Annotated in this window: 14 protein-coding genes; 3 read left to right on the forward strand and 11 right to left on the reverse strand. The window is 72.8% G+C overall.

The window, feature by feature from the left end:
- The first annotated feature begins 27 nt into the window (after window positions 1-27).
- Entirely contained in the window at window positions 28-771 is a 744-nt protein-coding gene (locus tag HN031_RS17910) for an alpha/beta fold hydrolase (RefSeq protein ID WP_172273304.1), read from the forward strand.
- On the opposite strand, the gene HN031_RS17915 is transcribed toward HN031_RS17910, so the two are convergent.
- Window positions 758-1690, reverse strand: coding sequence for a DMT family transporter (locus HN031_RS17915; protein WP_172273307.1), 933 nt, complete (start codon window positions 1688-1690; stop codon window positions 758-760). The genes HN031_RS17910 and HN031_RS17915 overlap by 14 nt on opposite strands.
- Window positions 1691-1767: 77 nt before the next feature.
- Here HN031_RS17915 and HN031_RS17920 point away from each other — a divergent pair, with 77 nt between their 5' ends.
- Window positions 1768-2700: a LysR family transcriptional regulator gene (locus HN031_RS17920; RefSeq protein WP_172273310.1), complete on the forward strand. Its 933-nt coding sequence runs from the start codon at window positions 1768-1770 to the stop codon at window positions 2698-2700.
- On the opposite strand, the gene HN031_RS17925 is transcribed toward HN031_RS17920, so the two are convergent.
- From HN031_RS17925 to HN031_RS17945, 5 genes are all read right to left on the reverse strand, one after another.
- A complete protein-coding gene (locus tag HN031_RS17925; RefSeq protein ID WP_172273314.1) occupies window positions 2697-3890 on the reverse strand; it encodes an acetate kinase in 1194 nt (397 codons plus the stop codon). The two genes, HN031_RS17920 and HN031_RS17925, sit on opposite strands and share 4 nt — an antisense overlap.
- Window positions 3887-6001 carry a phosphate acetyltransferase gene (pta, locus tag HN031_RS17930; RefSeq protein ID WP_172273317.1) on the reverse strand — a complete coding sequence of 705 codons (2115 nt, stop codon included), beginning with the start codon at window positions 5999-6001 and terminating at the stop codon, window positions 3887-3889. The genes HN031_RS17925 and pta overlap by 4 nt, the downstream gene beginning before the upstream one ends.
- Window positions 6002-6011: 10 nt before the next feature.
- Window positions 6012-6755 carry an FAD-binding oxidoreductase gene (locus HN031_RS17935; protein ID WP_367650810.1) on the reverse strand — a complete coding sequence of 248 codons (744 nt, stop codon included), beginning with the start codon at window positions 6753-6755 and terminating at the stop codon, window positions 6012-6014.
- Window positions 6752-7360 (reverse strand): sulfite oxidase-like oxidoreductase, encoded by a 609-nt coding sequence (locus tag HN031_RS17940; RefSeq protein WP_172273320.1) that lies wholly within the window; start codon window positions 7358-7360, stop codon window positions 6752-6754. Before HN031_RS17940 ends, HN031_RS17935 begins: the two co-directional genes overlap by 4 nt.
- A 129-nt stretch (window positions 7361-7489) precedes the next feature.
- The gene (locus HN031_RS17945) at window positions 7490-10042 is read right to left on the reverse strand and encodes a phosphoketolase (RefSeq protein WP_367650811.1); all 2553 of its coding nucleotides are present in this window, start codon (window positions 10040-10042) and stop codon (window positions 7490-7492) included.
- Here HN031_RS17945 and HN031_RS17950 point away from each other — a divergent pair.
- Complete coding sequence (locus tag HN031_RS17950; protein ID WP_172273326.1) at window positions 9995-11638, forward strand: ABC-F family ATP-binding cassette domain-containing protein; 1644 nt, start codon at window positions 9995-9997, stop codon at window positions 11636-11638. The two genes, HN031_RS17945 and HN031_RS17950, sit on opposite strands and share 48 nt — an antisense overlap.
- Window positions 11639-11657: 19 nt before the next feature.
- Here HN031_RS17950 and HN031_RS17955 read toward each other — a convergent pair whose 3' ends face one another.
- The 5 genes from HN031_RS17955 to HN031_RS17975 form a co-directional block, all read right to left on the reverse strand.
- Window positions 11658-18239 carry a ThuA domain-containing protein gene (locus HN031_RS17955; RefSeq protein ID WP_172273329.1) on the reverse strand — a complete coding sequence of 2194 codons (6582 nt, stop codon included), beginning with the start codon at window positions 18237-18239 and terminating at the stop codon, window positions 11658-11660.
- A 391-nt stretch (window positions 18240-18630) separates the two neighbouring features.
- Window positions 18631-19536 carry a SigB/SigF/SigG family RNA polymerase sigma factor gene (locus HN031_RS17960; RefSeq protein WP_216652530.1) on the reverse strand — a complete coding sequence of 302 codons (906 nt, stop codon included), beginning with the start codon at window positions 19534-19536 and terminating at the stop codon, window positions 18631-18633.
- 254 nt (window positions 19537-19790) lie between these two features.
- Complete coding sequence (locus tag HN031_RS17965) at window positions 19791-20081, reverse strand: HU family DNA-binding protein (RefSeq protein WP_322424361.1); 291 nt, start codon at window positions 20079-20081, stop codon at window positions 19791-19793.
- A 114-nt stretch (window positions 20082-20195) separates the two neighbouring features.
- Window positions 20196-20879, reverse strand: coding sequence for a GAF and ANTAR domain-containing protein (locus HN031_RS22395; RefSeq protein WP_172273335.1), 684 nt, complete (start codon window positions 20877-20879; stop codon window positions 20196-20198).
- A gap of 28 nt (window positions 20880-20907) precedes the next feature.
- Window positions 20908-22155 carry a hypothetical protein gene (locus tag HN031_RS17975; RefSeq protein ID WP_172273338.1) on the reverse strand — a complete coding sequence of 416 codons (1248 nt, stop codon included), beginning with the start codon at window positions 22153-22155 and terminating at the stop codon, window positions 20908-20910.
- Window positions 22156-22174 lie beyond the last annotated feature (19 nt).

The following is a 22174-nucleotide window of genomic DNA, read 5'->3' on the forward strand; positions in this document are numbered from 1 at the left end:
GACCACATCCCCCGAGAGGACTCCCCCATGACCACCGACACCTTCGACCGCGCGCCCGCCGAGGCCATCCCCGACGACCAGTCCGTGCGCAACGTCGTGCTCGTGCACGGCGCCTTCGCCGACGGCGCCGGCTGGCGCGGCGTGCACGAGCGCCTCACCGCCCGCGGCTACCGGGTGAGCATCGTCCAGAACCCGCTCACCTCGCTCGCCGAGGACGTGGCGGCGACCCGGCGGGTCCTCGACCGGCAGGGCGGGCCGACCATCCTCGTCGGCCACTCCTGGGGCGGCACGGTGATCACCGAGGCGGGCGGGCACCCCGACGTGGTCGGCCTGGTCTACGTCTCCGCACTGGCCCCCGACACGGGCGAGACGACCGGCCAGCAGTACGAGGGCTTCGCCCCCACGCCCGAGTTCGTCATCGACGTCGGCGACGACGGCTACGGCTTCCTCCGTCCGGACACGTTCCAGGCCGGCTTCGCACACGACGTCGACGACGCGCAGGCCGCCTTCCTGCGCGACTCGCAGGTGCCGGTCAACATGTCCGCGTTCGGCGCGCCCGTCGCCCACGCGGCCTGGCGCACCAAGCCGAGCTGGGCGGTCATCGCCACCGAGGACCGGGCGTTCGACCAGGCCATGCTCCAGCACATGGCGGCACGCATCGGGGCCGAGGTCACCGAGGTCGCGGCCAGCCACGCCGTCTTCATCACCCAGCCGGACGTCGTCGCCGGCACGATCGACGAAGCCGCACGCAGCGCGGTCACCGCGGGCTGACTGCATCGCTGCCTCGTGGGACCGGGTCGGCCGTCCGGCCCGGTCCCCCGCCGGCCGGCGACGCCGCGCGCGGACGCGGCCACTGCACGATGGCGACGGCCCCGAGGACCAGCAGCCCACCGCACGCCTGCCGCACGGACAGGGACTCGCCGAAGACGAGCGCCGCGCCGGTCACCGTGACCACGGGCTCGACGATCGAGAGGATCGAGGCGACCGTCGGCCCGACGCGGGCGAGGCCGAAGAAGAACAGCACGATCGCGGCGACGGTGCTGACCAGGGCGATCAGGAGGAGCCACAGCCACCCCGTGGCCGGGAAGGCCAGGTCGGGGACGCCGCGCGCCGCCGACCACACGGCGAAGGTGCCGAAGGCGCCACAGCACACCAGGGCGGCGAAGGCGAGCGGGTCGGCGGCCGCCACCCGGTCGCCGACGAGGATGTAGACCGAGTAGACGACGGCCGACCCGAGGGCGAGGGCCGCCCCGCCGGCGTCGAAGCCGTCCGCCGACGCACCGCCGAGCACCAGCGCGACCCCGAGCAACGCGACGGCCAGCGCGGCTCCCCGCGTGCGCGACGCCCGCTCGCGCCCCGTCAGCACCGCGGCCACCATGACCAGGAGCGGGTAGACGCAGAACACCAGCGCGACCTGGGAGGCGTCGACGCGGGTCAGCGCACCGAAGTAGAGGCCGGCCTGGGCGGCGTACCCCACCGCCCCCATCAGCAGGCCCGCGACGACGGCTCGCCGGCTGGTGCCGCGGAACCTCCTCCGGAGACCGGCGACGGTCAGCAACAAGGCCCCGGCGACCCCGAACCGGACGAGCAGCAGGGCCTCGAGCGTCACGCCGTCGTCGTAGGCCAGCTTGGCGAAGACGGCCATCACGCCGAACGCGACGGCGGAGAGGAGGCACGCCAGAGGTCCCATGTCGTCCAGTCTCGGTCCGAGCACTGTTCAGGTCCACCGCGACTTCGCGAAGCATTTTGTTCAGTCATACTGAACGGATGCTCGACCTCCACCGCCTCCGCCTGCTGCGCGAGGTCCACGTCCGCGGCACGCTGCACGCGGCAGCCGGCGCGCTCGGCTACTCCCCCAGCGCGATCTCGCAGCACCTCGCGGTCCTCGAGCGCGAGGCCGGGGCGCCGCTCCTCGAGCGCGTGGGCCGTCGGGTCCGGCTCACCGACGCCGGCCACGTCCTCGTGCGGCACGCCGACCTGCTGCTCGAGGGCGTGGAGGCGGCCGAGGCGGAGGTCGCCGCCGTGGCCGCGGGCAGGCTCACGGGGACCGTGCGGATCTCGGCGTTCCAGTCCGCCTTCCTCAGGATCGTGGCCCCGGCCGTCGGGGTGCTGGCCGACTCGCACCCGGGCATCCGGGTCGAGGCGACCGAGACCGAGGTGGAGCTGGCCGTGCCGGCCCTGCGCCTGCAGCAGCTCGACGTCCTCGTGGGTGACGAGTACGACGGCCAGCCACGGGTCGTGCACCCCGAGCTCGAGCGGCAGCCGGTCCTGCGCGAGGCCATCCACGTGGTCCTGCCCGCCGGGCACCCGCGCGCGTCCGCGACGCACGTCGACCTCGCCGACCTGGCCGACCTGCGGTGGGCCGCCTGCCAGCCGGGCACGGGCCACCACGAGATGCACCTGCGTGCCTGCCGGGAGATCGGCCGGTTCGAGCCGGACCTCCGCTACACCTCCGACGACTTCGCCATCCTCCTCGAGCTGGTGCGCACGACCGGTGCGGGGGCCCTCCTCCCGGACCTCGCCGTGGGGTCCGTCGCGGCGGGGGTGGCCGTGCGACCGCTCAGGTACGGCCACCTCGGCCGCGAGGTCTTCCTCCTCACCCGGCGCGCCCGGACCCCGACCGTGGCGGCGGTCGCTCGCACCCTCGGCGTGGTGGGGCGGGAGGCTGCCGGGAGCCCGCCGCCGCCCGCGGGGCCCTAGGCCTCCACGACCTCCAGGGCCTGCCGGGCGATCTCCCACTCCTCGTCGGTGGGCACGACGAGCACGGCGACGTCCGACCCGTCGGCCGAGACTGCGCGGGCGTCCGTCGCCCGGGCCTCGTTGCGTGCGGGGTCGAGCACGATCCCGAGCCGCTCCAGCCCGCCGAGGGCGGCGGCGCGCAGCTCGGCACTGTGCTGCCCGACGCCACCGGTGAGGACGACGGCGTCCAGCTCGCCGAGCGCGGCGTAGTAGGCCCCGACGTACTTGCGCACGCGATAGGCGTAGACGTCGAAGGCCAGCGTGGCGGCCTCGTCGCCGGCCGCCCGACGCCGGGTCACCTCGCGGAAGTCGTTGGCGCCGGACAGCCCGAGCAGGCCCGACTCGCGGTAGAGCGCCCGGTCGATCTCGTCCAGCGACCAGCCGAGCTCGCGGTGCAGGTGGCCGTGGATCGCCGGGTCGACGTCACCGGAGCGGGTGCCCATCACCAGTCCCTCGAGCGGGGTGAACCCCATGGACGTGTCCACCGACCGGCCGCCGCGGACGGCCGCGGCCGACGCGCCGTTGCCCAGGTGCAGCACCACGAGGTTCGTGTCCTCGACCGCCCGTCCGAGCAGCTCCGCGGCGCGGCGCGAGACGAAGGCGTACGACGTGCCGTGGAAGCCGTAGCGCCGGATGCGGTGCTCCTCGCGCCAGCTCGCCGGCACCGCGTAGGTGTAGGCGCGCTCGGGCATCGTCTGGTGGAAGGCGGTGTCGAAGACCGCGACCTGCGGCACGTCGGGGAACAGCCGCTGCGCGACCCGCAGGCCCTCCAGGTTGGCCGGGTTGTGCAGCGGCGCCAGCGGGACGAGGTCCTCGACGGTGTCGAGCAGGCGGTCGTCGACCAGGACCGGCTCGGCGAAGAGGTCCCCGCCGTGCACGACCCGGTGACCCACCGCGGCCAGGCTGTCCCGGTCGATGGGCGGGCCGTGGCGGTCGAAGGCGCCGAGGGCCGAGCGCAGCGCGTCCTCGAAGTCCGCGACCCGACGCTCCTCCGTGTGGTCCTGCCCGCCGACCGAGTGCGTGAGCGTCCCGCTGTCCTCGCCGATCCGCTCCACCGAGCCGGACGCCTCGGCGACGCCGGAGACGCCGTCGAGGAGGCGGTACTTCAGCGACGACGACCCGGCGTTGAGGACCAGCACCCGCCGCGTCACGACCGCTCCTCCCGGGCCTGTCCCTGGGCCTGCTCCTGGGCCTGTCCCTGGGCCTGGATCGCGGTGATCGCGACGGTGTTGACGATGTCGCGCACCAGCGCCCCGCGCGAGAGGTCGTTGACCGGCTTGCGCAGCCCCTGCAGCACGGGGCCGACGGCCAGCGCGCCGGCCGAGCGCTGCACGGCCTTGTAGGTGTTGTTGCCCGTGTTGAGGTCCGGGAAGACGAAGACGGTGGCCCGGCCGGCGACCGCGGAGTCGGGCAGCTTGGTGCGCGCGACCGCGGCGTCGATCGCGGCGTCGTACTGGATCGGGCCCTCGACGAGCAGGTCGGGTGCGCGCTCGCGGACCCGCGCCGTCGCCTCGGTGACCTTGTCGACGTCGGTGCCGCTGCCGGAGGTTCCGGTGGAGTAGGACAGCATCGCGACCCGCGGCTCGACCCCGAACGCCGCCGCGGTGCGGGCCGAGGCGATGGCGATGTCGGCGAGCTGGGTCGCGGTGGGGTCGGGGTTCACGGCGCAGTCGCCGTAGACCAGCACCTGGTCGCGCAGGCACATGAAGAACACCGAGGACACCACCGACACCTCGGGGACGGTGCGGATGACCTCGAGCGCGGGGCGGATGGTGTGCGCGGTGGTGTGCACCGACCCCGACACCATCCCGTCGGCGAGACCGAGCTCCACCATCATCGTGCCGAAGTAGGACACGTCGACCACGATGTCGCGGGCGGCCTCGAGGTCGACACCCTTGTGCGCGCGCCGCTGGTGGTACTCCTGCGCGAACCGCTCGCGCAGCTCCTCGTCGTAGGGGCTGAGCAGCTGGGCCCCGGACACGTCGATGCCGAGGTGGGCTGCCTTCGCGCGGACCACCATCGGGTCGCCGAGCAGGGTCAGGTCGGCCACGTTGCGGCGCAGGAGGATGTCGGCGGCACGCAGGATCCGCTCCTCCTCCCCCTCCGGCAGCACGATGCGGCGGCGGTCGTCGATCGCGTCGTCGAGGAGCTGGTGCTCGAACATCAGCGGCGTCACCACCGAGGTGCGCGCCACCTCGAGCCCGCTCATCAGCTCCTCGCCGTCGACGTTCTCGGCGAAGAGGGTCAGCGCCGTCGCGATCTTGCGCGGCGAGTCCTTGTCGAGCCTCCCTCGGCGGTTGGTCAACGCCGTCGAGGTGGCGTGGGTGCCGAGGTCGGTGGCGATCATCGGCAGGGCGACGTCGAGCCCGTCGAGCAGCCGCCCGACCTGCTCGGGCAGCTCGAGCCCGCCGTTGAGGACGATGCCGGAGATCTGCGGAAAGCTGGCGGACTGGTGGGCGGTGAGCACCCCGAGGACCACCTCGGGACGGTCCCCGGGGGTGACGACGAGGGCACCGTCGAAGAGTCGGTCCAGCACGTTGGGCATCGTCATCGCCGCCACCACGAGGCCCGGCACCTCCCGCGCCAGCTGGGTCTCGTCGCCGCGGACCAGACGGCCGTCGCACGCCGCCATCAGCTCGGCGACCGAGGGAGCGCTGAGCAGCGGCTGCTCGGGCAGCGCGAAGGCCGGTGTGCCGTCGCGTCGCAGCGCCGCCGCCGTGCGGTCGGTGGCGTCGGGGTCGACGCGGTTGGCGATGACGGCGAAGAGCGTCGCGTGGCCGGCGGCCAGCTCGGCCTCGGCCATCGCGGCCGCCGTGCGGAGCTGGTCGACGCTGCGGCCGTGGCCGTTGAGGACCAGCAGGACCGGCGCACCCAGGTTGGCCGCGACGCGCGCGTTGAAGGCGAACTCGGCCGGTGCGCCGACGTCGGTGTAGTCGCTGCCGACGACCACGACGGCGTCGCTCTTCTCCGCGACCTGGTGGTAGCGCGCGACGATCCGGTCCATCGCGCCGTCGGGGTCGGCGTGCACGTCGTCGTAGCTCACGCCGGCGCACTCGTCGTAGGACAGCGAGACCGAGTCGTGCGACACGAGCAGGTCGAGGACGTAGTCGTGGACGCCGCCCGTCGACGCCTCGGCACGGACCACCGGCCGGAACACCGCGACGCGCGCCACCCGGCGCGAGAGCTGCTCCAGCACACCGAGCGCCACCGCGGACTTGCCGGTGAACCCCTCGACACCGGCCACGTACACGCTGCGCGCCATGGGTCCGAGCCTAGCTACCCGTCACGCCGAACCGCTCGACGCGGATCGCCTCCGGGCTGAACCCGGACCCCACCAGGAGCTCCTCGCCGAAGCCGGCGAACCGGGACGACCCGCAGACGTAGGCGACCTCGGCGCCGGCCAGGAGCGGGGCGACCTCGGCCGCGGTCGGCGGGCCGGCGGGCCGCGTGCTGGTGGCGTGGCGGGTGAAGGCGATGGTGGCGCCCGCCCGCGCGAGCTCCTCGGCGTAGGGGAGCTCCTCGGGGGTGCGCGCGACGGCGAGCACCCGGAGCAGGTCGGAGCGGCCGAGGTGGCGGGCCGCGCGGATCATCGAGATCGCCGGCACGACGCCGGTGCCACCGACCAGGCACAGCGCGGGGGTGCGCGTGTCCCAGCGGAACCAGCGTCCGATGGGACCGCGCATCTCGAGGACGTCGCCGACCTCGGCCACGTCGGCGAGGAACTCCGAGACCTCGCCGTCCGGGAGCCTCTCGACGAGCAGCTCGACGAGCGGGTCGCTGTCGTCGGACGCGACGGAGTAGGACCGCTGCGCGGTGTAGTCGTCGGGCGCACGCAGCCGGAGCAGGTAGTGCTGTCCGGGCCAGTGGCGCTGCCGGTCCTCCACGTGCAGGCGCAGCCGGACCAGGTGCGGCGCGGGGAGCTCCTTGGTGATGATGCGCCCGGTCGTCCACGCCGTCGCACCCGTGCCGCCCGGCGCGAACTCGTCCTCGAGCGCCACCGCGTCGCCGCCGGTCACGGGTCGCCCTGGTAGCGCTGCTCGAGCCACGGGTCGCCCCGGTCGTGGTAGCCGTTGCGCTCCCAGAAGCCGGGGCGGTCCTCCGCCGTCAGCTCGAGCCGGCTGATCCACTTGGCGGACTTCCAGAAGTAGAGGTGCGGGACCAGCAACCGGACCGGGCCGCCGTGCTCGGCCGTCAGCGGCCGTCCGTCGTGCTCCCAGACGATCCACGCCCGGCCGTCGGTGATGTCGGCCAGGGGCAGGTTCGTCGTGTAGCCCGTGGAGGAGTGGGCCATGACGAACCCGGCCTCCGGCAGCGGTCCGGCGGCCTCGAGCAGGGTGTCGACGGACACGCCGGTGAACAGCGTGTCGAACTTCGACCAGGTCGTCACGCAGTGGATGTCGCCCTGGTAGGACGACCGCGGCAGCTGCTGCACCTCCTGCCACGTCCAGGTGGTGGGTCGCTCCACGAGGCCGTCGACGCCCACGCTCCACGACTCGCGGGCGATCCGCGGCGTCGCCTCGGCGGTCAGCACCGGCCAGCCGGCACCCACGTCGTACTGCCCGGGAGGCAGGCGCCGCGGTGGCTCGGCGCGACGTCGCGAGAATCCTCGGGTCACCGGCATCGGGGCCTCCTCCTGGACAGGGTGCACGTGGTGGGACGGTCACCAGTCGGTCGACGGCAGGCTACCGGGACGGGGCGGCCAGCGGTGGTCGGCCGTCTCGCTCGTCGGCGAGCCCAGTGGTCGGCGGGCTCAGTTGTCGTCGGCCGACGTGTCGGGCTGCGCGGTGGTCGACGGCGAGGCGCTGCGCCCGGGGCTGGCCTCCGACGCCCACGCCCAGTCGCGGACCTCCGGCAGGTCCTCGCCGTGCTCGCGCGTCCAGGCGCGCGCCCGGCGGCGGGTGTCGACCATCTGCTGCCGCAGGCCCGCGGCGCGCTGGCCCAGGCCCGGGACGCGGTCGATCACGTCCATGACGAGGTGGTAGCGGTCGAGGTCGTTCATCATCACCATGTCGAAGGGCGTGGTGGTGGTGCCCTCCTCCTTGTAGCCACGCACGTGGATGTTGGTGTGGTTGGTGCGGCGGTAGGTGAGCCGGTGGATCAGCCACGGATAGCCGTGGTAGGCGAAGATCACGGGCTTGTCCGCCGTGAAGACCGTGTCGAAGTCGCGCGCCGAGAGGCCGTGGGGGTGCTCGGTCTCGTCCTGCAGGCGCATCAGGTCGACCACGTTGACGAACCGCACCGCGAGGTCGGGCAGGTGCTCGCGCAGGACGGCCGTCGCGGCGAGGGCCTCGAGCGTCGGCACGTCGCCCGCGCAGGCGATCACCACGTCGGGGTCGCCGTCGGTGGTGGAGGCCCAGTCCCAGATGCCGAGCCCGCGGGCGCAGTGCAGGTCGGCGGCCTTGGCGTCCAGCCAGTCGAAGGTCGGCTGCTTGCCGGCCACGACGACGTTGACGTAGTGCGTGCTGTCGAGGCAGTGACGCATCGTCGACAGGAGGGTGTTGGTGTCCGGCGGCAGGTAGACGCGGACCACCTCGGCCCGCTTGTTGACGACGTGATCGATGAAGCCCGGGTCCTGGTGGGAGAAGCCGTTGTGGTCCTGGCGCCACACGTGCGAGGTGAGCAGGTAGTTGAGCGACGCGATCGGCGGGCGCCAGTCGATCGTGCGCGTGGTCTTGAGCCACTTCGCGTGCTGGTTGAGCATCGAGTCCACGAGGTGGATGAAGGCCTCGTAGCAGCTGAAGAGGCCGTGCCGACCGGTGAGGAGGTAGCCCTCCAGCCACCCTTGGCACGTGTGCTCCGACAGCATCTCGACGACGCGGCCCGAGCGTCCGAGGTGCTCGTCGACGTCGAGGATCTCTCCCGCGAACACCTTGTCGGTCACCTCGTAGACCGCGTCGAGCCGGTTGGAGGCGGTCTCGTCGGGACCGAAGATGCGGAAGTTATCGGGGTTGTCGCGCACCACGTCGACCAGGTAGGTGCCCAGCACCCGCGTCGCCTCGTGCACCGACGCACCCGGCGACTCCACCTCGACCGCGGACGTGCGGAAGTCCGGCAGCCGCAGCGGACGCCGCAGCAGGCCGCCGTTGGCGTGGGGGTTGGCGCTCATCCGCCGCTCCCCCGCCGGCGCCAGCTCCCGGAGCTCCGGCACCAGCCGCCCGTCGTCGTCGAAGATCTCGTCGGGACGGTAGGACCGCAGCCACGACTCGAGGAGCGCCCGGTGCTCGTCGTTGTCGCGGGTGCCGGCGAGCGGGACCTGGTGCGAGCGCCACGTGCCCTCCACCTGCACGCCGTCGACGACGCCCGGCCCGGTCCAGCCCTTCGGCGTGACGAGCAGGACCATCGGCCACGGGCGCCGCTCGACGTCCCCGTCCTCGCGGGCGGCGCGCTGGATCTCGCGGATCCGGTCGTGCGCCTCGTCGAGGGCTGCGGCCATCTGGCGGTGGACGTCGTCGGGGTCGTCGCCCTCGACCGTGAGCACCTCGTGCCCGTAGCCGCGGAGCAGGTCGTGCAGCTCCTCGCGCGGGATGCGCGCCGGGATGGTGGGATTGGCGATCTTGTAGCCGTTGAGGTGCAGGATCGGCAGCACCGCCCCGTCGTTGACGGGGTCGACGAACTTGTTGGCGTGCCAGGACGTGGCCAGGGGTCCGGTCTCGAACTCGCCGTCCCCCACCACCGCGGCGACCACGAGGTCGGGGTTGTCCATCGCGGCGCCATACGCGTGCGAGAGGACGTAGCCCAGCTCGCCGCCCTCGTGGATCGAGCCCGGGGTCTCCGGGGCGACGTGGCTCGGCACCCCGCCGGGGAAGGAGAACTGACGGAACAGCTCCTGCATCCCCCGGGCGTCGTCGCCGACGTGCGGATAGACCTCGCTGTAGGTCCCCTCCAGCCAGGCGTTCGCGACGGCCGCCGGGCCGCCGTGGCCGGGGCCCGCCAGGAAGATCGCGTCGACGTCGCGCTCACGGATCAACCGGTTGAGGTGGGTCCACAGAAGGTTGAGTCCCGGGGTCGTTCCCCAGTGGCCGAGCAGGCGCGGCTTGATGTCCTCAGGCACCAGGCCTCGCTGCAGCAGCGGGTTGTCCATCAGGTAGATCTGGCCGACGGAGAGGTAGTTGGCCGCGCGGAACCAGGAGTCGAGCTGCCGGACCTGGTCGTCGGTGAGGGTCGCCATGCTCCTTCGTACCCGATCCCGAGCGGTGTGTGCACCCCTGCGACCCGCGGGGCTGCCGGACCCGGGCTCGGCGATAGGCTCGTCCGCGTGACCGCCACGCTCGTCGCGAAGGACCTGTCCGGTGGGCACGGTCACCGCGTTTTGTTCGAGGGACTCGACCTCACCGTCGCGCCGGGCAACGTGATCGGCGTCGTCGGAGCCAACGGTGCGGGGAAGTCGACGCTGCTCTCGTTGCTCGCCGGAGCGGCATCACCCCTGGCCGGCTCCGTGGCGTGCTCGCCGAGGGACGCGTTCGTCGGGCTGGTCCCCCAGGAGCACGAGCGGGTGCCCGGCGAGACCGTCGCGCAGTACGTCGCCCGCCGCACCGGCGCGAGCGAGGCGACCGCGGCGATGGAGGCGACGGCGGCGGCCCTGGGCTCGGGCGACCCCGGCGTCGACGACGCCTACGCGGTCGCGTTCGACCGCTGGATGGCCAGCGGCGCGGCCGACCTCGACGAGCGCCTGGCACCCACGCTCGCCGACCTCGGGCTCGATGTCGGTCCCGGCAGCCTGATGACCGGGCTCTCGGGCGGCCAGGCGGCACGGGTTGCGCTCGCCGCGCTGCTGCTGAGCCGGTTCGACGTGGTCCTGCTCGACGAGCCCACCAACGACCTCGACCTCGACGGCCTCGAGCGGCTCGAGCGCTTCGTGCAGGGCCTGCGCGGCGGTGTCGTCCTCGTGTCGCACGACCGGGAGTTCCTCGCGCGGTGCGTCACGAGGATCGTCGAGCTCGACCTGGCCCAGGGGCAGGTCACCGTCTACGACGGCGGCTACGACGCCTTCCTCGAGGAGCGCGCCATCGCCCGACGGCACGCGCGGGAAGCGTACGAGCAGTACGCCGGGACGCGTGCCGACCTGGTGCAGCGGGCCCGCACCCAGCGCGAGTGGAGCTCCCAGGGCGTGCGCAACGCGATGCGCAAGAACCCCGACAACGACAAGATCCGGCGCAAGGCGGCCACCGAGTCGTCGGAGAAGCAGGCGCAGAAGGTCCGCCAGATGGAGTCGCGCATCGCCCGGCTGGAGGAGGTCGAGGAGCCGCGCAAGGAGTGGGTGCTCCAGTTCGACATCGCCGCCGCACCGCGATCGAGCGGCGTGGTGGCCACTCTCAACCAGGCGACGTGCCGGCTGGGCGACTTCCTCCTCGGGCCGGTGTCCGTGCAGGTCGACGCGGGCGACCGCATCGGCATCACCGGCCCCAACGGGGCCGGCAAGACCACCCTCCTGCGAGTCCTCCTCGGTGAGGCCCCGCCCGACACCGGGTCGGCGTCGCTGGGTGCCTCCGTCGCGGTCGGGGTCATCGACCAGGCGCGCACCGTCCTCGACGAGGAGCTCCCGCTCGGGGACGCCGTCGAGGCCGCGGTCCCGCAGATGACGCAGGCCGAGGTGCGCACGCTGCTCGCGAAGTTCGGGCTCAAGGCCGACCAGGTGACCAGCCGGGTCTCCCGCCTCTCCCCCGGTGAGCGCACCCGGGCGGCGATGGCGCTGCTGCAGGCGCGCGGGGTCAACCTGCTCGTCCTCGACGAGCCCACCAACCACCTCGACCTGCCGGCGATCCAGCAGCTCGAGCAGGCGCTGGCGTCGTACGACGGAGCGCTGCTGCTCGTCTCGCACGACCGCCGGCTGCTGGAGAACGTCCGCCTCGACCAGCGGTGGGAGGTCGACGGCGGGAGCGTCGTGGTGCGGCACGTGTGACGCTCCCGCCGTCGCCGGCTCAGCGCCGGACGGTGAACCTCCAGGTGGTGACGGTCCGGTTGCCGAGCGCGTCCTCGGCGACGAGGCGCACAGTGTGCCGGCCGCGAGCCAGGGCGCGCTCGGGCAGCCACGTCATCCGGTCCCGCCTCGCGTCGAAGCGCACGCCGTCGACCCGCTTGCCGTCGATCGACAGCGCCAGCGACCGGCCGCGCACCGACGACCGCGCGTCCGTGACGGTCGCACCGACCTCGGGCGTACGGTCGCGGGTCGTGCCGGTCGGGGTGAGTGCCCGCACCCGCGGGCCGGTGTTGTCGACCGTCCAGGTCACCGTCGCCGGCGTCGGGTCGGCACCGTCGGGGCCGACCGCGCGCACCCGCACCACGTGCTCACCGTCGCGCAGGTCGCGGTAGGTCCGGGGCGACGTGCACGCCGTGAAGGCGGACCCGTCGAGCGAGCACTCGAAGGTCGCCGCCCCGGCACCGGGGCCGGTGGCCGTGAACCGGATGACCGCCGTGGTGGCCCGGGTGGTGCCGCGCGGCGCCGAGGTGATCCGGGTGTCCGGAGTGGGCTGCGCGACCCGGGTGACGGTCACGGTGACGGTTCCGGTGTCGGTGTCCTCACCGTCGCTGACGACGTAGTCGAACGAGTCACCGCCCGCGTAGCCGCTGGTCGGGGTGTAGGTCACCGTCCCGTCGGCGGCCACGACAGCGGTGCCGTGCGCAGGCGACGTCACCGACGTCACGGATAGCTCGTCGTCGGGGTCGGCGTCGGTGTCGTTGGCCAGCACCGGGACGGCGACGGCGGTGCCCTGCGGCGTGGTCGCCGCGTCGTCGACAGCGACCGGCGCCGTGTTGACCGGGTCGACCGGGTCCACGCCGTCGACGAGGAAGGCGTCGAAGGAGACCTCGTCGCCCTCCTGCACCACGCCCGCGGCGAAGATGCCGAAGCGCGGGTCGACCATCGCGTTGTCGACCGCCCGCGGCAGGTCGACCCACGTCGCACCACCGTCGAACGACGCCGCGCCCGAGTAGGCCGTGCCGGCCTTCGTCAGGCGGAGCCGCATGTCGGTCAGGTCGGTGCCGGCGGGGATCGCCAGCTCCGGCTGCGGGTTCGTCCCGACGATGGCGTTGTCGACCTCTGACCGCAGCTCGACCCGGTTGGGAGCCGTCCTGCCGTCGTCGGCGATGACCACGACCTTGACGTAGTTGGCGTCGTCGCCGTAGGCCATCAGACCCGCTTGGCTGTAGCCGCCGTCGAGGGACGAGACGTCGGCGTGGGTCTCGAGCGTCCAGTCCTCGCCGGCGTGGTCGGCGGACTGCATGACGAGGTTCGACTTGCCGGTCCCGGACTGGTAGATCTCGCCCGGCGTCGTGGTCATGAACAGGCGGCCGTCGGCGACCCGGCGCTTGGTCGGGTCACCCGCCACCACGGCGTTCCAGCGGCACGTGTCGAGGGCGTCGCCCTCGAAGGTGTCGTCCGGCGTCTCCAGGTCGCAGGCCTCGGTCACCGTCACGGTGACGGTGCCCGTGTCGGTGCCGCCCTGGCCGTCGGCGACGGTGTAGTCGAACGTGTCGCTGCCGGCGAAGCCGTCGTCGGGTGCGTAGCGGACCGTGCCTGCGGGGGCGAGCTTGGCGCTGCCGCCGGCGGGATCGGTGACCGACTCGACGGTGAGGGGGTCGCCGTCCGGGTCGGTGTCGCCGGCCAGGACCGAGATCCTCACCGCGCTCCCTGCCGTGGTGATCGCCGCGTCGTCGTCGGCGACCGGCGTGCGGTTGGCGGCTGCCGCCGGGGTGACCCGGAAGTAGTCGAACGTCGCGGTCCGGCCGGGCTGCTGCACCCCGATGGCGAAGAGACCGAAGTCCATGTCGGCCGTCGGGTTGGTCACGGTGCCGATGGGCTGCCAGTCACCGCCGTCGAACGCGACCTCACCGGTGTAGCTGGTGCCCACCTTTGTGAGCCGGAGCCGGTACGACGTCACGTTGGCCGGGGCGGCCAGCTCGGGCTGCGGGTTGAGGATCGCGGCGTTCGACTCCGAGCGCAGCTCCACCCGGTTGATGCGTCCGGCGTTGGTGTCGGAGATGGGGTCGAGCTTGACGTAGTTGTCGTCGTCGCCGTAGACGAGCAGGCCCGCCTGGGCGTAGCCGTCGGTGAAGGTCGTGGAGACCCGCGTCTCGAGGGTGTAGTCCTCGGTCGTGCCGGCGTCCGACTGCAGGAGCAGGTTCGTCGTGCCGGAGGGGTCCGAGGTCTGGTAGAGGTCTCCTCCTGTCGTGGTGATCGTCAGCGCACCGCCGGCCACCTCGTGGCGCGAGGGGTCCTCGCGCACGGAGGCGTTCCACCGGCAGCCGTCGAGCTCGGCCCCGTCGAACTCGTCGGTCGGGTCGGTCGAGCCGCTCGTGCCGTCGGGGTCGAAGCGGATCCAGTCGAACGTCGCCGTCGGGCTGGACGTCGCGCCACCGGAGACGGCGGCCGGACCGATCTTCGGGTCGGCCAGGGTGCTCATCGGCGCCGGCCGTCCGACGGGCGAGAACGTCTGGCCGTCCGCGGAGTACGACGCCCGCAGGTCGGTCCCGTCGGACGTCAGCCGCACGTAGTAGGTGGTCGGGAAGCCGACGGGGACGCCACCGAGCTTGTCCTCGGCGTTGTTGCGGGGCGAGCCCTGTGCCTCGTAGATGAACTCGACGTCGCGGTTGCCCCCGGCCGAGATGAGGTGGACCGAGGCCCAGTTCTCGTCGTCGGAGTAGAGGCGCAGACCGGCCTGGTGGTAGTTCTCGCTCACGTCGGCGGTGACCTTGGCGGTCACCTGGAACGCACCGTCGGGCGCCCGCTGCACGATGATGTCCTCCGCGTTGCCGCCGGGCCCGTAGAGGCTGCCGCTGCTGATCGGCACCCGGAGCCCGCCGTCGGCGACGCTCCAGTCGCCGCTGTCGCGGATGACGTCCCACTTGCCGTCGAGCGTCGTGCCGTCGAACTCGTCGGACTGCTGGACACCGCACGAGCTCAGCACCCGGACGGGGACCGTCGCGTAGCCGGTGGCCCCAGAGGGGTCGGTCGCGCTCAGGCGGGCGGTGTAGGTGCCGGGCTCCGTGTAGGTGTACTCGGCGTCGAGGGTGGTGGCCGTGTCGCCGGCGCCCGGGGCACCGAAGTCCCACTGGTAGGTGAGCTGGTCACCGTCGAAGTCGGACGCGGAGCCGGTGAAGTCGACGGTGAGCGGAGCGGTGCCCTGCGTGGGCGTGCCCTGGGCGCCGACCTGGGGCTTGGAGTTGACCGAGACACCCTTGCCGGCCGCGTCGAAGAAGTTGAGGTTGAACAGGCCGGTGGCCGTCGGGTCGGGGTTGGTGAAGACGAGGAACAGCTCGTGCGAGCCCTCCTGCGCCGACGGTGCGATGTCCATGTCGACGAACTGCCACTGCTGCCAGCCGCCGGTCACCGGCACGGTGACCGATCCGGCGAGCGGCCCTGTCGGGCTGTCGAGGCGGGCCTCGATGGTGCCCCCGGCGCCGGCGGACGCGACCCGGAACCGCAGCCTCGGCACCTGCGAGAGGCTGATCGGCCGGTAGGACACGTGGTCGCCGGCGTCGATGTTGGACAGGTTGCTGGACCCCCCGAGCGGGTCGGTGGTGGCCTCGGTGGCGGCCCCCTGCTGCGAGTCGTAGTGCTCGGCCTGCTTGCGCTTGGGCTGCAGGACGACCTCGTCCTCACCGATGAGCGCGGGGATGCTCCCGGCGCCGCCGTCGGTGTAGCTGGCGTTGATCACCCCGAAGATGTCGGCCGAGGCGTCGTGGCCCTGGTCCTGCACGGTCGGCAGGACGACGTCGCACCCGGTGCGCGAGCTGAGCGGGTGCCCGTGCGAGTCGTGGCCGAGGATGTAGTCGATCTCGACCTTGGAGCAGTCGACGGTCCCGTCCTCGGGGTCGGTCACCGTGACCTTGACCCGCACGGAGTCGCCGAACTCGAAGAACCCACCGTCGGGCGGCAGCTCGATCTCGACCGTCGGCCGGGTGTTGCCGACGGTGACGACCGCCGTGGCCACGCCGGTCCGGCCGGTCTCGTCGGTCACCGTGAGGCGGGCGTCGTAGACGCCGTTGGCGGTGTAGGTGAACGTCGGGTCGGGCTGCGTGGAGTCGACCGTGCCGTCGTTCTGGAAGTCCCAGGCGTAGCCGACGATCGAGTCGCCCTCGTCGGGGTCGCGCGACCCGGCGCTCGAGAACTGCACCGTCAGCGGGGCCACTCCCGAGCTGGGCGTGGCGGTGGCGGACGCCGACGGCGAGCGGGCGCCCTCGTTGATGGCGTTGATCTTGTAGACGGCCGAGTTCTCGTTGCCGGTGAAGTAGCCGCCGTTGCCGTAGTCGAGGACGTAGAGCGAGCCGTCGGGGCCGAACTCCATGTCCATGGCGGCGTAGAGCGTCGAGGACTCGAAGAAGGGGTCGATGCCCACCACGTCGCCCTCGGCGTCCATCGCGACGTCGCGGATCCAGCCGCGCGTCCACTCACCGGCGAAGAAGTGGTTGTCGAAGTACTCGGGGAACTTCACGTCGGACTCGAGGTCGGGGTCGTAGTTGTAGACCGGGCCGGCCATCGGGCCCTCGCCGCCGCCGCCGAACTCGTTGGTGGTGACGCCGCCGTAGGTGACGTTGCCGCCGTCGTACTTGATCCACGCGGGCTGGGCCGGCGGCAGGTTGGTCAGGCCGGTGTTGCGCGGGCTGTTGTTGACCGGCGCCGTGCAGTCGAACTTGGGGCCGGTGGTGTTGGTCGCGAAGTCCCAGTCGTTGTAGGTCTCGGCCGGGGTGTTGCTGCCCGTGCAGTAGGGCCAGCCGAAGTTGCCCGCCTCGCGGACCTGGTTGAACTCCACGATGCCGCCGGGGCCGCGGTTGGGGTTGGCGCCACCGGCGTCCGGGCCGTACTCGCCGAGGTAGACGTAGCCGGTCCGCTTGTCGACGGTCATCCGGAACGGGTTGCGGAAGCCCATCGCGTAGATCTCCGGGCGCGTCCGGTCCCCGGTGCCGGCCGACTCGTCGAAGAGGTTGCCCTCCGGGATCGAGTACGACGCCGCGGTCGGGTCGGGGGTGATGCGCAGCAGCTTGCCGCGCAGGTCGTTGGTGTTGGCTGCGCTGCGCTGTGCGTCGTACGCCGGGTTGCGGGTGGCTCGCTCGTCGAGCGGCGCGTAGCCGTCCGAGGCGAACGGGTTCGAGTCGTCGCCGGTGGACAGGTAGAGGTTGCCGTCGGCGTCGAAGTCGATGGCCCCACCGGCGTGGCAGCAGATCCCCCGGTCGGCCTCGACCCGCAGCAGCTCCTGCTCGGTCGAGGGCACGAGGTCGTCGTCGACCATCTTCATCCGGGTCAGGACGTTGTAGCCCTGCCAGGTGGCGAACTGCGCGGCGGTGCCGTCGTTGGGGGCGTCACCGGTCGGCGTCGCCAGCGGCGGGGCGTAGTAGAGGTAGACCCAGCCGTCGTCCTCGAAGGTCGGGCTCACCGTGAGGCTCTGCAGCCCGTCCTCGTCGTGGGAGTAGATCGGGACGTCGTGCAGGAGGGTCGTGTTGCCCTCGAGGTCGGTCAGGAAGATCCGGCCGTCGCGGGCGTTGTGCAGGACCCGCCCGTCGGGCAGCACCGAGATGCTCATCGGCTCGCCGACCTTGTCGACGCCCTTGGCGAGGGTGACCTGCTCGAACGACGCGTCCGTGGGAGGCACGGCCGTGCACGCGTCGGGCTCCTGGCCGGCGGCGTACTGGATGCCGCCGAGGAGGTGCAGGCGGAACAGCGGCTCGGAGAAGGACGCGTCCGTGTGGCCGCCGCCGGTGTAGAAGCTGCGGCCGCCGTCGAACTCCTGGTACCACGCGATCGGGTGGTCGTCGTCGGTGCCGTTGCCGTCGTTCTCGACGTAGGTGGACTCGTCGAGCGTCGCGATCACGTTGATGTTGCCGTTGGTCCGGGGGCTGTAGTCGGTGCCACCGCCGTTGACCACCGGGTTGTCCGGGCCCTGGAAGTTGTACCACTCGTCGGTGCGCTCCCAGCGCGCCGGCAACGCGCAGGAGGAGGCCGTGGTGGTGTCCTCGACGTCGATCGTGGCGGTGGGGGTGCCGGCCGGGTGGCTCTGGAAGTAGGCGCCGACGAGGTCGCCGTACCAGGGCCAGGTGTACTCGGTGTCGGAGGCCGCGTGGACGCCGACGTAGCCGCCACCGGCCTGGATGTAGTCCTCGAACGCCGCCTGCTGGGCGGCGTCGAGCACGTCGCTGGTCGTCGAGAGCCAGACGACGGCCTCGTACTGCACGAGGTTGGCGGCGGTGAACTGCCCGGCGTCCTCGGTGGCGTCGACGGTGAAGCCGTACTGGGCGCCGAGTCGCTTGATCGAGCGGATGCCGGCACCGATCGAGCCGTGGCGGAAGCCGGTGGTCTTGCTGAAGACGAGGACGTCGTAGGTCGGCACCGCCAGGGCGGCGGACCGGGCGGCTCCAGCGCCGGCCGCGGTTCCCGCCGCCGCGACGTCGGGCGCCTCCGGTTCGGCGGCGGCAGGGGCGACGGCCACGCCACCGCTCGCCACCGCCACCGCCACCAGCCCTGCGAGTGACGTCCGGACACGTGCTGCCGAGGTGCGGAGGATGCTCATGCTGTCCTGCCTTCTGGTGACCGAGCGGGGGTCCGTGTCGTGGTCGGGCACGGCGGGATGACGGTGGGGCAGGCGGACGCGAGGGCACCTGCGGGCCGGCGCCGGCTCCTGCGGGCGCCGGCCGGTCCTCGGCGGTCTCGACCTGACGGCCTGACTTCTCGTGCCATGGCGACGACGCCCTTCTTGCCCCGAGACGGCGACGGGCGGTCACCGTGATGTACGTCACACTAGGGACGCCGATTCGTCGACGTCAACACATAAGCACCGGCACTTTTCACGACATCCGTGCAAAACCCTTGCGGCGGCGCACCAGAAGGCATGCGCGACGGCGCCAGGACAGCACGAGCCGCCACCGGGGCCTTGCCGGGCCCGGTGGCGGCTCGCGTGGTGTCTAGCCTGCTCGGGTGACCGGCGACGCGTAGGTCACGCAGCGGGTGGGGCACCCGTCTGGAGCCTGGCCTGCCGGCGGGCCTGCCGCCGGGTCGGCCCCGGGGTCAGCCAGCCGGGCGCGGAGCTCGGCCAGGATCCGCGCCAGGATGCGCGACACCTGGGCCTGCGTGATGCCGAACGCCTCGGCGATCTCCTGCTGGGTCCGCTGCTCGTAGAACCGCAGGCGCAGGACCGACCGGTCGCGGTCGGACAGGGCGGCGAGCAGCGGATCGAGCACCGCCCGCGCCTCGGCGGAACGCATCGCCGGGTCCTCCTCGCCGAGCAGGTCGGCGAGCCCCGACGAGCCGTCGCCGACCGCAGCGTCCAGCGACGTGGGCGTGAAGAAGCCGTCCGCCGACAGCGCCTCCACCACGGCGTCGAGGTCCTCACCGAGGTGCGCGGCGATCTCGCTGGGCCGGGGCGAGCGACCGAGCGCCTGCTCGAGCTCGCCCTGCGCCTTCATGATGCGGGCCTGGAGCTCCTGGACACGGCGGGGCGGGCGGACCGTCCAGCCGTGGTCACGGAACCAGCGGCGGAGCTCCCCGCGGATGGTGGGGACGGCGAAGGCCATGAAGTCGTGGCCGGCGGTGGGGTCGAACCGGCGCGCGGCCTTGGTGAGCCCGAGCAGTGCGACCTGCTCGAGGTCGTCCAGGTCGATGCCGCGGTTCTTGTAGCGGGAGGCGATCGAGCGGGCCAACCGGGTGTTGCTCTCGATGAGCTGGCGGGTCAGGTCGAGCGAGTCGGACGAGCTCGGCTCGACCAGCCGCAGGTGGGACACGATGGACTCGGTGCGGTGCTGGCGCTCACTGCGCCCGGTGGGGGCCATGGCGTGCACAGGGTGCTCGGGGACGACGGACACGGAGACCACGGCGGTCACTCCTCTCGTGCAGCAAGGGGTGCTCGCCGTGGTCTCCAACGAGCCAGGTGGAGAGAAGTTGCCACAGGTCCAGATCAGGTGACAAGTCGCTCGCCCCGGGGGTCACCCGAAGGGCTGGGACCGAGGGGCAGACGCGCCGAACGGCAGCGAAGCCGGGGCCGGAGAGGGCCGATCGCTGGCGCACGCCCGTGGATGGACAAAGGTCGGGGGCCGCCGTGAGGCGGCCCCCGACCCGACCGTTCAGGTCAGCCGTTGAGCGCCTGCTTGAGGGCCGTGGCCGGCTTGAACCCGGCGCTCCTCGAGGCCGCGATGTCCATCGACTCGCCGGTCTGCGGGTTGCGGCCGGTGCGGGCGGCGCGCTCGCGCACGTCGAACGTGCCGAAGCCGGGAACCGTCACCTTGTCACCGGCGGCGAGGGCCTTGGAGATCGCCTCGGCGACCGCCTCGACGGCGCCCTCCGCCTGCGACCTGGACAGCCCGGTGCTCTCGGCGACGGCATCGGCGAGCTCACGCTTGTTCATCTGTTCTCCCTTGATCGTGGTTGACAACAGGACTCACCCTAGGGCCGGGCATCCCGTCACGCCGCGCCGGCGACCGGCGGATGCGAGGTCCGGCGCCCAGCGAGGGAGCGCGAGGGTGCATCGGCAGACCTAGGAGCGGGTGGCGTCGTGCGCCTGCAGCATCCGCTCGGCGACGGTGCGCAGCTTGACGTTCTCGTGGCTCGAGAGGCGCGTCAGGAAGCCGAACGCCCGCGCCTCGTCCAGGGTGTAGCGCTCCCGCACCATGCCGACCGCCTGCCCGATGAGCTGCCGGGTCGAGACGGCCTCCTGCAGCTGGTCGATCTGCCGGGCGTAGTCGAGCGCGACGGCGGACTGGTGCGCGAAGAGCTGGGAGAGGATCTCCAGGTCGGCGAAGGCACCGACCGTCGCGGAGTAGAGGTTGAGCGCGCCGTTGGAGCCCGGCGCGTCGAAGAGCCGGATGCCCGCCTGGGCCCGGATGCCGGCCTCCAGGGCCACCGGCGCGTAGCGGGGGAACCGCTCGTCGGCCGCCAGGTCCGGGGACGTCACGTGGACCGTGTCGGTGGCCGCCTCGTAGCAGGGCCCCTCCCGCAGCTCGTACTGCGCGGCGTCGACGTCCAGGAGGACGTCGTGGGTCGGGGCCACGGTCTCGAGGCGGCCGTCGGCGTGCCGGATCGTCAGGCTGCTCCACTGGACGTCCGGGAGCACGTCGACCGCCGCGGCCGTGATGTTGGCCAGGGTGGTGTCGAGGTCGCCCGGGCGCAGGGCGGCGGCCAGCTGGCGCGACGCCTCGATGAGTCGATCCTCTTCAGTCACCGGCACAGCGTAGACCAGCGTGACGGCGTCACCGGGCGTGTTCGCTACAGGGGCGCTGCGCCCGAGTTCCGGCGGGGCTCGGCGTCGCGTCGCCCCGGCCGCAGTCAGCGCACGGCCCGCGGTGCGCCAGGTAGTAGGCGGCAGCGGCGAGCAGCAGCGCCGGCCCCCAGACGGGCAACGGCAGCACGAACAGGTAGAGGAGGCGCGTCTCCCCGCCGGTCGCGGCCTCGTGGAGGTGCGACTGCACCATCGCGCGGCCCGCCACGGTCATCAGGACGCCGACGAGGCCCGCCGCCAGCGTGGGGAACAGCACCGGGACCTCACGGCGCCCGATGACGGGGATCCACCCTGGGAACACGCGTCCCCACGGCCGGAGCAGGCCGATCGTGAGGACGGCCGCGACGAGACCGGTGAGGCCGAGGAGGAAGCCCATCAGCTGCAGTCCGGGTTGCGCGTCCACTGCGTGGCCGTCGACGCCGAAGGGGTCACCGGTGAGCCAGGTGAGCCGGACCAGGAAGTACGGCAGGCCGCACGCCGCGGCGAGGAGTGTCACCGGCACGCGCCAGCGCAGCAGGAGCCGACCGCTCCCGGGCCGTCCGCACGCCTCGCAGGCGTGACGCACCGACCTCGCCGCGCGGATCCCGATGGCGGCCCAGAGGAGGCCGTGGCCGACGAAGAGGGTCACCACGAGGTGCGGAGCGAGGTGGCGGCGGACGCCGGTGCCGAGCCCGTCCCCGAGGGAGCGCAGGCTCTCGCCGTCGAAGATGCCGCTGCCCACGACCGCGGCGCCGCCGACGGCCAGCAGGATGCCGAGGCCGATCCGCGCCGACCGGTGCCGGGCCGCGCCCCACAGCAGGCACGCGACGAGCGCGACGGGGAAGAGCAGGGCCGTCAGGTAGGCGAGCAGCAGCAGCACGCCCGCGTCCCCGGCGAGCAGCACGAAGGCCACCACCTGCACGACCGCCACCCCGACGAGCCAGCGCCCACGGGCGGCGAGGGCGGCGACGAGGCCGACGGCCCCGAGGAGCACGGCGAGCGTCGCGTCCACCCGCTTCGGCACGAGCGTCAGCAGCGAGGTGCTGCCGCGGTCGCTGTCCGCGGCGAAGTACCAGAGCGTGTCGCCGGCGAACCACGCCGCGCCGATCGCGGTGACGAGGACCGAGGTGACGGCGGCCGCGGTCCGCGCCCGGCCGAGCGAGCGGGGGTCCGACGGGCCGGGTGGGTGGGCCGGGTGGGCTGGAAGGTCTGGGTGGGCGAGGGGTGTGGTGGTGTCCATGCCTCCACCGTCGCGCCGC

This window comes from Nocardioides sp. zg-1308, from assembly GCF_013155375.1.
Taxonomy (GTDB): domain Bacteria; phylum Actinomycetota; class Actinomycetes; order Propionibacteriales; family Nocardioidaceae; genus Nocardioides; species Nocardioides renjunii.

Coding starts and splice junctions, on each gene's coding strand:
- HN031_RS17910 (WP_172273304.1), top strand. CDS start 28: ATGACCACCGACACCTTCGACCGCGCGCCCGCCGAGGCCATCCCCGAC.
- HN031_RS17915 (WP_172273307.1), bottom strand. CDS start 1,690: ATGGGACCTCTGGCGTGCCTCCTCTCCGCCGTCGCGTTCGGCGTGATG.
- HN031_RS17920 (WP_172273310.1), top strand. CDS start 1,768: ATGCTCGACCTCCACCGCCTCCGCCTGCTGCGCGAGGTCCACGTCCGC.
- pta (WP_172273317.1), bottom strand. CDS start 6,001: ATGGCGCGCAGCGTGTACGTGGCCGGTGTCGAGGGGTTCACCGGCAAG.
- HN031_RS17940 (WP_172273320.1), bottom strand. CDS start 7,360: ATGCCGGTGACCCGAGGATTCTCGCGACGTCGCGCCGAGCCACCGCGG.
- HN031_RS17955 (WP_172273329.1), bottom strand. CDS start 18,239: ATGAGCATCCTCCGCACCTCGGCAGCACGTGTCCGGACGTCACTCGCA.
- HN031_RS17975 (WP_172273338.1), bottom strand. CDS start 22,155: ATGGACACCACCACACCCCTCGCCCACCCAGACCTTCCAGCCCACCCG.